Origin of the sequence: Flavobacterium sp., from assembly GCF_043773265.1 — a bacterium.
In the GTDB taxonomy this organism is placed as follows: domain Bacteria; phylum Bacteroidota; class Bacteroidia; order Flavobacteriales; family Flavobacteriaceae; genus Flavobacterium.
This window is the reverse complement of the sequence record NZ_JAYVFH010000300.1, coordinates 1-12,223: the sequence shown is the minus strand read 5'-3', so window position 1 is coordinate 12,223 and position 12,223 is coordinate 1. Positions and strand designations below refer to the sequence as shown.

Sequence of the window (12,223 nt, the reverse complement as noted above, 5' to 3'; positions counted from 1 at the left end):
ACTAGTAAAACTTCCACAACTTCCGCTTGAAACAGACATTTCATGATCAAAAGCTGCTGTTGAACTAATTGTTGTGTTGTTTCCATCGCCAACAAAAGTGTACCAAACTCCATAATCACCCATGCTACAAGCTGTACCATTTATTATGCTAGAAGTTCCTACAGTTGTACCTGCTAAATTTGAAGTTGCACATGGTAAAGTAGTTGCTGTAGCACAAGTTGCATTTGGTGGTCCAGTATTTGATGTAACACAAAGACTTGTTAAACTCATACTAGCATTTGAACCAACATTTACTACTTTTATGAAATATGTACCATTACTTAACGTTGTGTTTATTACTTCTGTTTGAGGATTTGTATTAAATGAGTTTGCACAAGCAATTTGATTTAAAGTTCCAGTACAAGTATTGTTTGATGAAGAGATTAATTCTAAAAATAAATCTCTATTATTAGCGCCCATAGTTCCAGAAATATTAAGGTTCAATGGACCACCAGTCACATTAAAGGTATACCAACCTTCACTCCTAAAAGTTCCAGAGCAAGTTCCAATATTTGGTAAGTCTTGAGTGGTGTCAGAAATTGTTCCAGTTGCACACGCACCATTTATAGTTATTGGTGTTGCGGTTGCGCAAGTCGTTCCTTGAGCAAAAGATATTAAAGGAGTTAAAATAAAAATTATTAGAATTAAAATTATTTTTAATTTACCTTTATTAAATAATACATTTAGTAATAATTTAACCATTTTAATATTTTAATTTAACCAAATTTAGATAAAATTAAATATAAATACTGTTTTTTTTTTTAATAAAAACTTTAAAGTTCAGTGTAGAGTTTTGTTTACAGAGTTTTCTTATGATTAATTAAATCAATAAAAACAACAAATGACCTTTAAAATTGAATATTGACTTATATATTTTTTTATTTATTTTATTTTATTTTAAATATTTTTTTTTATCTTTAAACTTTAAATCAATGATTATGAAGAAGTTTCTTGTTTTATTAGTGTACTTTATGACTTTAATTTTGTCATTTAATGCAAATGGACAGCTTTTTATAAAGGATAATAGTTATATATTCAATAAAGGTTCTTTGGTTTATGTTACCAATGATGTTGAGTTGCAAGGTGATGTTGATGTAAATCTTGTACCAAGTAATTTCTATCTTAGAAATGAAGGTCAATTACTACAAGGCGGAACAGTTGCAAATGGAAGCAACAAAGGCACAGGTCATTTATCAGTTTTTCAAGACGGAACTTCTAATAATTATGGATATAATTATTGGTGTTCTCCAGTTGGAGTTGGTGCAGTAGCTGCTGGTAACAATGTTTTTTCATTGAATCCTATAATTAGAAGACCTACATCTGTAACTGGATTTGATGTTCCAAATTATATTACTAGTAGTTATAATGGTTTTACAACCAATGCAGGTTTAACAATTTCTGCCGCTTGGATATACAAATACTCAACTTCGTCAGATTATTCTCAATGGTCTTATGTTGGTCCAACAGGAACTGTAAATTCTGGATTGGGTTTTACAATGAAAGGCGTTACTGGTGACGATAATACTCCTGGAATTGGCGAGGCATCATTTAATAATCCAATTGGCGCAGGTGGCATAAATGATAATCAGAGATATGATTTTAGAGGAAAACCGAATGATGGAATAATTTCAATTCCAGTTCTTGCTCCAACTTTAGGAACTCAATATCCAAACAGTACTTTGACAGGAAATCCATATCCATCGGCAATTAATTTGAATTATTTTTTATTAGAAAATAGTGGTTACACTGTAAATTACACAACTGGAATATATAATTTTATTGGTGGTCCAACTCAAGTAATCAACGGAAATGCATATTACTGGGAACATATTAAACCAGCAAACACTCACAATTTAACAGGTTATGTTGGCGGTTATGGATATTATGCACCAAATGGAGTAACTGCTAATTCTCCTGGAACCTACAACAATCCTTCGTGGAGTACTTATAACATTGATGGTTCTGTAAACACAACTTTTGCTGGTGCAGGAGTTGCTTATAAAAGAATGTTTTGTCCAATTGGTCAAGGATTTATGGTTCAAGGATATGCAAACGGAAATGCAGTTATGAAAAATATTTATAGAGCTTTTGTAAAAGAAGGTTCTGGTAATAATTCAGAATTTGAAAAAAATAGTTCAACTTCTTCTTCTGTTGATGGCGAAAATTGGGATGCTATTGCAAATGTTGCAGGTGTTGATTACACTCAATTTTCTAATGCACAAGTTCCACAAATTAAAATACATACAATTTTAAATAATCAATCAACTAAAGAAATTACATTGGCATTTAATCCAAATACAACTGATGGTTTTGATGTTGCAATGGATGTAATTTCTTACGAAAGCAATCCTCCAACAGATGCTTATTTTTCAATTGCTGGAAATTCTAATCCGTTTGTAATTACAACATTGGCTTTTGATATAAACAAAAGAGTTCCATTTACATTAAAAGCTGAGGATACATCAACATTTAAAATTAATGTTGGTGATATTATCAATTTTTCAGGATCAGAAAATATTTATTTATTTGACGTACAAACTGGAATTTATCATGATATTAAAAATGGTTTTTTTGAAATAAATCTTCCTGTTGGAACATATACAAATAGATTTGAAGTTACTTTTATAAATTCAGCGTTATCAATTGACAATAGTGCTTTGATGAATTTTAGTATTGTTCAAAATAATACCAACCAACTTTTATCTATTTCTAATCCAAAATCATTAGATGTTAAATCGGTTGGTTTGTTTGACATTACTGGAAAGTTAATCTTTAAAAAAATCAATTTAGGAGTAAAATCGACCTATGAGTTTTCAACTTCTGGTTTAAGTGATGGACTATATTTAGTGAAACTTAACGATATTAACGGAAAAAGCATTGGACAGAAAATTATTATAGAAAAAGTAAAATAATTATTTGAAAATTATAATTTACAAAAGACATTCAAATTTAAGAATGTCTTTTTTTATGAAATTATTTTTAGGATAACTAACTTTGTAAAAAAATATAATTTGCAAATTCAAACTCAAGAAATAGAAATTACAAATTCAACTTGCAAATTATTCATAAGGCGAGAAGATTTAATTCATCCATTTGTATCTGGAAATAAATTTAGAAAATTAAAATACAATCTAATTCAAGCTAAAAACAATAATCAAACTACAATATTAACTTTTGGCGGTGCATTTTCTAATCATATTGCTGCAACTGCTTTTGCAGGAAAACAAAATGGTTATAAAACAATTGGAATTATTCGTGGAGATGAATTGAAATCTAAAATTAATGAAAATCCTACATTAAAATTTGCTCAAGAATGTGGAATGATTTTTGATTTTGTATCTAGAGAAGATTATAGAAATAAGGATTCTGATAGTTTTTTAAACATACTTAAAACAAAGTTTGATGATTTTTATTTAATTCCAGAAGGAGGAACAAATGAACTTGCCATTAAAGGTTGCGAAGAAATTTTAACAAAAACTGATATTATTTATGACTTTGTTTGTTGTTCGGTTGGAACCGGAGGAACAATTTCGGGAATTATTAATAGTTCTTTTTCTAAACAAAAAGTTTTAGGATTTCCTTCACTCAAAGGCGATTTTTTAGAAAAAGATATTTGTAAATTTGCCAAGAATAAAAATTGGGAATTAATTTCTGATTATCATTTTGAAGGTTACGGAAAAATTTCAATTGAATTAATTGAATTTATTAATTCATTTTTTGGAAAACACAAAATTCCACTTGATCCTATTTATACCGGAAAGATGGTTTTTGGCGTTATAGATTTAATAAATAAAAATTATTTTCCAGAAAACTCTAAAATTCTAATGATTCACACAGGCGGAATTCAAGGGATTGATGGAATGAATATAAAGTTAAAAAACAAAAAATTACCAATACTAAAAATCAATGATTAAAAAATTTTTTTTATTTTCAATGTTGTGTTTATTCATTTCTTGTGGAACAAATAAACCTGTTGTTAGAACAACTAAGACTACTGTTAACAAATCTAAACCTGTAGTAAGAACTGTTAAAAAACCAATTGCAAAGCCATCAGAACCAATAGTTCAATCAAAAAAAAATGATGATAAACCAATTGTAAACACTCAACAGAAAGAAAATCAATCAGAAGTTTTAGAAGCGACGTCACGAGTAAAAGTCACTACTGAAATTGTAAACAATTATATTGATAAATATAAAGAAGTTGCAAAACTAAATATGAAAAATCATGGCGTTCCAGCAAGTATTGCCTTGGCTCAAGCAATATTAGAATCTGGTGCAGGAACAGGAGATTTAAGTCGTCAAGCTAATAATCATTTTGGTATAAAATGTCATAAAGATTGGCTTGGAGAAAGTGTGAAACACGATGATGATGCAGCTCAAGAATGTTTTAGAAAATATAATAATGTTTATGATTCTTATCGAGATTATGCAGCATTTTTAATAGGAAGAAAATGGTATGAACCACTTTTTAAGTTAGAAAAAAACGATTATAAAGCATGGGCAAGAGGTTTAAAAAAAGCTGGTTATGCAACTGATCCAGGTTATCCAAATAAATTAATTGGACTTATAGAAAGATATCAATTGCAAAGATTTGATGCCGAAGTTTTGGGAACAGAATATGTTGAAACAAAAGTTATAGAAACTGAAAAACCAAAGCAAGTAGTAATTTCAAATTCAGAACTACATCAAGTTGAAAAAGGTGATACACTTTATTCAATATCTAAAAGATACAATATGTCAATAGACGATTTGAAACAAAAAAATAGAATTTCTGAAAATTCTATAGCTATTGGACAAATGCTACAAGTAAAATAATTTATAAATTTAAAGAATGTTATATAAAAGAAGCAGTCAATTATTTATTGATGCCCAAAAAGTAATTCCTGGTGGTGTAAATTCTCCAGTTCGTGCTTTTAAAGGTGTTGGTGGAACTCCAATTTTTGTAAAAAGTGCACAAGGCGCATATCTTTATGACGAAGACGGAAATAAATTAATAGATTATATAAATTCTTGGGGACCAATGATTTTAGGTCACGCTTATCAACCTGTTATTGATGCAATTACAGAAAGAGCAAAACTTGGAACTTCTTTTGGAATGCCAACCGAATTAGAAACTAAAATTGCAGAATTGGCAATTTTGATGGTGCCAAATATTGATAAAATAAGATTTGTAAATTCTGGAACCGAAGCTTGCATGAGTGCTATTCGTTTGGCTCGAGGATTTACAAAAAAAGACAAAATAATTAAGTTTGCAGGTTGTTATCATGGTCATTCTGATTCATTTTTAATACAAGCCGGAAGCGGAGCAAGTACATTTGGAATCCCAAATTCTCCTGGAGTTACTAATGGAACAGCCAAAGACACATTATTAGCCAATTACAATAATATAGAATCTGTAAAAGCACTATTTGAGGCAAATAAAAATGAAATTGCTGCCATTATTGTAGAACCAGTTGCTGGAAATATGGGTTGTGTTCCTCCAATAAATGGTTTTTTAGAAGATTTAAGAAAACTTTGTTCAGATAACGAATGTTTGTTAGTATTTGATGAAGTTATGACAGGATTTCGACTTGCTAAAGGTGGAGTTCAAGAGTTATACAATATAAAAGCAGATATAGTTTGTTTTGGAAAAGTAATTGGTGGTGGTTTGCCAGTTGGAGCTTTTGCAGCAAGAGAAGAGATTATGAATTATTTAGCACCAATTGGACCAGTTTATCAAGCAGGAACATTGTCTGGAAATCCTTTGGCAATGGCTGCAGGATTAGCAATGTTGCAAGCTTTAAATTCAGATTTAGATATTTTTAAACGGCTAGAAGAAAAAACAGCTTATCTTGAAAAAGGTATTCATAAAGTTTTAACCAATAATAAAATTGAATTTACCATTAACAGAGTTGGTTCAATGATATCAGTACATTTTGACAGTAAACAAGTTATTGATTTGGAAACTGCAAAAAATGGAGATAATGATAAATTTAAAAAATTCTTTCATGGATTGTTGAAAGAAGGAATTTACATTGCTCCATCAGCTTACGAAACTTGGTTTATAACTGATGCACTTACTTATCAAGATTTAGATTTTACCATAAAAGCTATTGATAAAGTTACTAAAGAATTTTAAAGAAAATGCTCCAAAATTATTTGGAGCATTTTTCTTATAAAGTGATATTTTTATTATTTCATTTTTGGCTTAGAAACCCCGATAGCGCGGATTTGCAATCCGTGCCAACAAACAAAATCAAAAAAACAATTTCTCATAACTTATATAATTTAAAACTATTAATTTTTTATTTGCAATTTATACTCTCAACTTTGTGGGCACGGATTGCAAATCCGCGATATCGTTACGTTGACATATCAGCGCTATCGGTTTTTTTTAATAATAAACAACTTCAGTTGCATAACCACCAGGATTGACTGTTTCATCTCCATCATTTCTTTCAGGTAAACCTTTAAAACGTATAATTTTTTCTTGCTTTCCTGGACCATCAAGCCAAACTATACAATGTATACCATCTTTTTCTACACCAAAAATAATTCTATTATAATTACATTTTTTTCCTGTTTTTGGGTTTATATAAGTTTTAGTAAAACGTTGTGGTAAATCTTTGGGCATTACAACGCAAGTACTATAAAATTTTGTACTATCTACAATCCACTCAAAAACTCCATCTACAGGAAGATTCATTTTTTTATCTCTTACAATAATTTTTTCACTGTATTGACTATAACTATTGTAGTCTAAAACAGTAATTGGTTGACCATAAGGAATTCCCCAAGTTGTAAATTCAGTACCAACTCTAAAATGAGTTAATAAAATGCCTTCTTTACTGTTAAAGTAGCAATTATGAAACTTAACATTATTACTTAATGTGCAAAACCCAAAATCTAAATCGTATCTTGCATCTGGATGTTCCCAAGTAGAATAATTTATTGGATGGTGAGTTAAATAATTTAATGTTTCATTATATGCATTTACATATTCTTTTTTACTCGCAGAAATTAATAAACTATCACTGTACTTTTTAATCTCTTTAATTTTAAATCGTTTTATTTCTACAAAATCAATCCAAACACAAATTTTACCACCTGGTGCCATACCAGTCGTTATTTCTCTAAAATCTTTCTTTTCTTTATAATCGATAAAACCATTTTTAAAAAGATTTTTTATTTTTTCGTAAGGTAATATTGAACCACCTTCGTAGTTACACATTTGTAATTTATTATTTAAACCGCCATAATTTACTGAAACACTGTCTGGTAGCATCCTCATTTTGCCATTGTTTCTAGCTTCATCACCAAAACCCCAGCTACCATAAATATCTGTTGTTGTTGAAGCACTACTTATCAATTCTCCTTTATTAAAATAATAAATAGTTGGTCCTTCAATAATATAATTTGATGGACAACTCATAGCCGAATACCATTCAATTTTATTTTCGTCTCTATTTCTACAAGAAACTAATAATAATAAAAAACTACTTATTATGAGTATATATTTCACGTACATAGGATGATATTTCATTGTTAGAGTAATGTGGAGAGTTAATATAGAAAATTTTATCTATTTCATTATTTCCTGTAATAGATTTACCTTCTCTTTTAATTATTTTAGAAACGTTGTAATTAGATGATAAATGCATGTACTTGTTTTTAGAAAATTTATTTATCATTTTCTTTTCTTTTTTTCCGTTAAAAAGATTTTTTATATTTTCTAAAAGTTCTTTACTGTAAGCTTGAAGGTTGGTTGGAATTTTATACTCATATTTATAAGGATGAGAATTTATTATTGCATCATTAAAGACTAGACCAGCAAGTTCTGCAAGTTCCTTCATTGCATACATTGGAATTATAGAGTAGCGAGGTATAATAGTTCTTGTAGCAATTAATTGATAATCTACAACTAAAATTGGTTCCTCTCCAGGTGAGGTTTCAATAAACTTAAATTCATTAATGTTAATTTCATTTTGTAAACAATACCCATTATCTGTGTGGAATTTTCTAATACTTTCAAGTTTGGTTGGACTTGGTTGTTCATCATTCAAAAAATTAGTTTTCTTTTCAAAACCTAAAATATTTATGTCTTTATCTACCGCAGCATATCCTCCACCAATATCTGAATGAACACCAGCAAAAAAATATTCAAAACCTTTTCTATTTTTATCTTTATTTATTTTTTCTACATTAATTTTTGTTGATGCAAAATTTTCTCTAAATTCATCTTTTGCTACAAAATGAACTATTGTTTTTATTGGTAAATTGGCTACATTTTGTTTTATTACATCTAGTTTAGTTTCGATTATTTGTCCTACACCAAAAGGAATTCTTGTAATAGGTACAAGTAAATCTAACTTTTTACCTAAATGATCTTTAACAATAAATTGAGAAAGTACTGTATCAAACAAACCTAAAAATCTTATTGTAACTTTTGGTTGTTCTAGATAAGTTTCTTTAACTTCATTTTGTACTTTTAAATTTTTTAATGCTTTTCCTAATAAACCTAACGTATATCTTTTACCAACTGGTATAAATTTTATTTTTTTGTCAACTCTAGTATTTCCTTGATTTATAAAAGCACTAGAACTATCATTTTTTTTCATTAAATCTTTTATAGAATCACTTCCTAGAATTTCATTGCAAAAATGTCTTGCAGAAGCAGCACCACGACTAAAGCCAAAAATATCAAAAGTTATTGAAGCAATTTCTCTATCTTTATTTAATGCTTTGCTTATGTTAATTGCTAAGTTATTACAACCACTAGCAACTTTACCTATAACTCCATTTTCTCCTTCACCAAAAGCAGAACCAAAAAAGTCATCTACAGTATTTTTTAATGTACCAATACCTTCTACATATTGTTTTAAAACTACATCTACTGTACCATCTTTATTTATTCCACTACCAAAAATATTTTTTTGTTCATACAAATCATGTAATAATGTAATGTTACTGTAAGGATTCCAATAACTACTTGTATTATCAATTTTTATTTTACCTTTGATTGTTTTAATTTCTACTTCGTCAGGTATTTTTACACTTAATTTATTTAATCTATATAGATTCTTGTAATAATTTTTTTCAGAGTTAAATCTATTATTTCCGGTACCATCAAAAAATATTCCAATTGTAAAATTAACTTTAGTTTTAGGTTTTATAATTTTTTCTTTAATAAAAGCTAAATCTGTAATTTTGGTTTTATCCCAAACTCCCATTATTACTTTAGAAGTTGACATTAATTCATTTCCATTTAAATCATAAATATCAGGATAATCTGGTGTCATATAATTACTATCTTTTGAATATCTTTCAGTGACACTATAAATTTTAGATTCATTAAGATTTAATTCAAACTCTATCGGAATGACTAAAATAAGATATTGTTTGCTACTTTCTTGACCTCTAATTACAATAGAAACATTTCTTTTGGAAATAATTTCTTTTATATATTTAGTTTCTGAACAACTAAAACTAAGTATTAAAATTATAGATAAATATATTACTTTCATATGCTAATTATTAATTATTATACAATCAACAATATCAGTAAAAGTATCAAGTTTATCATTTTTAATACGATAAACAATTACAAAGTAATTTTTTTCTTCATCTTTAATTTTACTAGAGTCAAATAAATCATTATAGTTTTTTAACTGTCCTTTAAATAAATTTTCAAGGATTGTTTTACTTATTTCCACTTTTTTAAAACCATTTTTATCAGCCCAAGGTGTATTTATGAATGCTAAAACTTTTTCCAATCCTTGTCGTTTTGCATTTTGCCATTCTAGCCAAAAACTTTCATTTATAATTTTATCTTGTTCCTCGTTGAGTTGCATAATTAACACCTCGGCAAGTGAAAAGGCAAAGGCATAAACACCAATATTGGGTACTTTGGGTATTAATCCAAAGAATGTGGATAATGATGGCATGTTAAATTTATTATTGCTACTTAACTCTGGTATCATTAGTCTCTTTTGTTTTAAAATGTCGGTTTTAAAAAAATTTTTACCAATCAATTTTTATTGATGTGAGTATATTTTCTTTTTTACCTGATTTACTAATAACTAAAGTCAGTGAGTCTGGTATTTTTCGCATTTCTTCAAGGAATATTGGATTATCTTTTCGATACTGTTTATAAGAAACTAATTTGATGGTATCTTTTTTTGTTTGAAGTTTATCAATATTTGCTGTTGGATTATATTTTTTTATCAACTCTAAAACTTCTTCTTTGCTTATTCTTAATTGCCTGTCATACAAATAAATTTTTGTTGGGTAATTAAATGCTCCAAAACTATCAAATGAAAATAACCTTTTATTGTTATATAGATCAAATAATAAATAATCATCACCTACAAGCATCGATTTATTTCCTTTAATATAATAATGCCCTACACTGTATAATTTTTCTGAATTAAAATCAAGATGAAATTCTAATGGAACATTCAAGTTGAAATACGTTTCGTTATATGTTTTAATTAATGAAATACTAACTTCTTTTTCTGAAATTACTTCTTTAATATAATTTTTTTGGGAACAACTAGTTAGCAACAAGTAAGTTACTGTAAATTTAATATTGTTTTTCATAATACTATTTTATTATAATTATGCAGTCTACAATATCCATAAAGGTGTCCAGTTTTTCGTTTGTTACACGATATGTAACTACTAGATAGTTTTTTTCTTCATCATTTTCAAAACTTTTATCTCTTAATTTATCTAAAGTTTTAAATTCACCTTTAAATAATTTTTGTAAAACATCATGGATAACAAACGTTTTTTTAAATTCATTTTTCTTCGCCCAAGGTGTTTCAATAAATGCCAACACTTTGTCTAATCCTTGACGTTTAGTATTTTGCCACTTAAGCCAAAATGAATCGTTTATCACTTTGTTTTGTTCTTCTATTTGTTCTAATAAAAGATACTCAGCTAATGAAAACACCAATGTGTACACATTTAATCTTGGTATAAATCCAACAAAAGTTGATAATGACGGCATGTTAAACTCATTGTTGCTGCTTAATTCTGGTATCATCTCACGCATTTGTTGGAGAATATCTAAATTATCAAATAAACCTGGTGCTTTTTTAACAAATTTCCAAACTTTAGCAATAGAATTGTATCGAGCTAGTTTACTACCTTTTAAAATAGGTTGTTCTAATAACTCTTCTTCAATAAAAATTTTAGTTGCATTCTCTTTAAACTTAAAATAATGGTTAACCTCTTCAACTGAATAATTTGCGTTTTCTAATCTGTTCGTTTCAAGATTGATGTTTTCAGTATAAATTTCTTTGATAAATTTATCTAAATCTTTTTTAAATTTATATGTCTTGGTATTTCGGATTTTTATAGAAACAAATTTTTTAATTTTTCCTTCTGGCGACAGTTCAATTGCATAAAGTATTATATCGCCAGTATGTGAATAAATTTCTGGTAGATTATATCCTTCTTTTTCAATTGCCGGCATTAACCTAAGTGTAGTTTTTGAAGGATAAACACTTAACTGATGTTCTTTTGAATTGTATGGTTTGTTTTTATATTTCCAAGCCCAATATAAATCTAAATCGGCATCTCTTAAAGGTCCTTGATCTTCCTCTAGTTCTTTAATCCAACTTTGGTCTAAATAAAGTTTTAATACAATTTTATTTTCTTTGTCTCCTTTTATGACAATTGCGTTTTTTACAATTTTTTTACCTCCAAATTCAACGTCGTCTGGATTTGCTATATCTAAAAATAATGCTGTATCATAATCTACTAATATAAAATTTATGGTTGTTCCAACAGGAATAATTTTATTAACCGAAATATGAAAATATACTGTTTCTTCTAAATTAGCTTGAAACTCTTGAGTTGCGTAACCAGTTATTTTATTTGTTCCTAAAGCATCTTTACTCCAATAAAAATTTGAAAATAAATTGGTTGCTTTTTCAACCAATCCTATTTTATCCCAATCTCCCATTATTACTGGTGAAGTTGTTAATAAATCATCAGTAGCTTTATAATTTAGTTCTTGAAAATTAAATTCAGATTCTTGTAGTTTTGCATCTAGAATTTTATCTTGTATAAAATCATACACAAAAACTTTTACACGCACAGCAGTGTTTTGCGGTAATTGTGATGCTAGTGGATGGTTGGCATTGGTTTGTGGAGCAACAATTTTGGCGGTTACATTTCCTGTTTTTGGGTTGTATGT

General features: G+C 28.1%; 10 protein-coding genes. 4 read left to right on the top strand and 6 right to left on the bottom strand.

The features are described 5' to 3' along the window. Positions 1–741, bottom strand: a 741-nt coding sequence (locus ACH2BO_RS15550) for a pre-peptidase C-terminal domain-containing protein (RefSeq protein ID WP_395045644.1), incomplete at its 3' end; no start/stop codon positions are given. Between the two features lie 236 nt (positions 742–977). Here ACH2BO_RS15550 and ACH2BO_RS15545 point away from each other — a divergent pair. From ACH2BO_RS15545 to hemL, 4 genes are all read left to right on the top strand, one after another. After that, positions 978–2,951 (top strand): T9SS type A sorting domain-containing protein, encoded by a 1,974-nt coding sequence (locus ACH2BO_RS15545; RefSeq protein WP_395045643.1) that lies wholly within the window; start codon positions 978–980, stop codon positions 2,949–2,951. A 105-nt stretch (positions 2,952–3,056) separates the two neighbouring features. Next, a complete protein-coding gene (locus tag ACH2BO_RS15540) occupies positions 3,057–3,953 on the top strand; it encodes a 1-aminocyclopropane-1-carboxylate deaminase/D-cysteine desulfhydrase (RefSeq protein ID WP_395045645.1) in 897 nt (298 codons plus the stop codon). Then, positions 3,946–4,854: a glucosaminidase domain-containing protein gene (locus ACH2BO_RS15535; protein ID WP_395045642.1), complete on the top strand. Its 909-nt coding sequence runs from the start codon at positions 3,946–3,948 to the stop codon at positions 4,852–4,854. The genes ACH2BO_RS15540 and ACH2BO_RS15535 overlap by 8 nt, the downstream gene beginning before the upstream one ends. A 16-nt stretch (positions 4,855–4,870) precedes the next feature. After that, positions 4,871–6,157 (top strand): glutamate-1-semialdehyde 2,1-aminomutase, encoded by a 1,287-nt coding sequence (gene hemL / locus ACH2BO_RS15530; RefSeq protein WP_395045641.1) that lies wholly within the window; start codon positions 4,871–4,873, stop codon positions 6,155–6,157. Between the two features lie 255 nt (positions 6,158–6,412). On the opposite strand, the gene ACH2BO_RS15525 is transcribed toward hemL, so the two are convergent. From ACH2BO_RS15525 to ACH2BO_RS15505, 5 genes are all read right to left on the bottom strand, one after another. Continuing rightward, positions 6,413–7,561 (bottom strand): DUF2931 family protein, encoded by a 1,149-nt coding sequence (locus ACH2BO_RS15525; RefSeq protein ID WP_395045640.1) that lies wholly within the window; start codon positions 7,559–7,561, stop codon positions 6,413–6,415. Further along, positions 7,515–9,542: a T6SS phospholipase effector Tle1-like catalytic domain-containing protein gene (locus ACH2BO_RS15520; protein ID WP_395045639.1), complete on the bottom strand. Its 2,028-nt coding sequence runs from the start codon at positions 9,540–9,542 to the stop codon at positions 7,515–7,517. Before ACH2BO_RS15520 ends, ACH2BO_RS15525 begins: the two co-directional genes overlap by 47 nt. Before the next feature lie 3 nt (positions 9,543–9,545). After that, on the bottom strand, positions 9,546–9,998 hold the full coding sequence (locus tag ACH2BO_RS15515; RefSeq protein ID WP_395045638.1) for a hypothetical protein: 453 nt from the start codon (positions 9,996–9,998) through the stop codon (positions 9,546–9,548). 40 nt (positions 9,999–10,038) lie between these two features. Next, positions 10,039–10,617 carry a hypothetical protein gene (locus ACH2BO_RS15510; RefSeq protein ID WP_395045637.1) on the bottom strand — a complete coding sequence of 193 codons (579 nt, stop codon included), beginning with the start codon at positions 10,615–10,617 and terminating at the stop codon, positions 10,039–10,041. A 4-nt stretch (positions 10,618–10,621) separates the two neighbouring features. Then, positions 10,622–12,223 (bottom strand): hypothetical protein (locus ACH2BO_RS15505; RefSeq protein ID WP_395045636.1); only part of this gene is annotated, 1,602 nt, incomplete at its 5' end.

Bases quoted from the DNA above. Each gene is read 5' to 3' on its own strand.
- ACH2BO_RS15545 (WP_395045643.1), top strand. From the start codon at position 978: ATGAAGAAGTTTCTTGTTTTATTAGTGTACTTTATGACTTTAATTTTG.
- ACH2BO_RS15535 (WP_395045642.1), top strand. From the start codon at position 3,946: ATGATTAAAAAATTTTTTTTATTTTCAATGTTGTGTTTATTCATTTCT.
- hemL (WP_395045641.1), top strand. From the start codon at position 4,871: ATGTTATATAAAAGAAGCAGTCAATTATTTATTGATGCCCAAAAAGTA.
- ACH2BO_RS15525 (WP_395045640.1), bottom strand. From the start codon at position 7,561: ATGAAATATCATCCTATGTACGTGAAATATATACTCATAATAAGTAGT.
- ACH2BO_RS15520 (WP_395045639.1), bottom strand. From the start codon at position 9,542: ATGAAAGTAATATATTTATCTATAATTTTAATACTTAGTTTTAGTTGT.
- ACH2BO_RS15515 (WP_395045638.1), bottom strand. From the start codon at position 9,998: ATGATACCAGAGTTAAGTAGCAATAATAAATTTAACATGCCATCATTA.
- ACH2BO_RS15510 (WP_395045637.1), bottom strand. From the start codon at position 10,617: ATGAAAAACAATATTAAATTTACAGTAACTTACTTGTTGCTAACTAGT.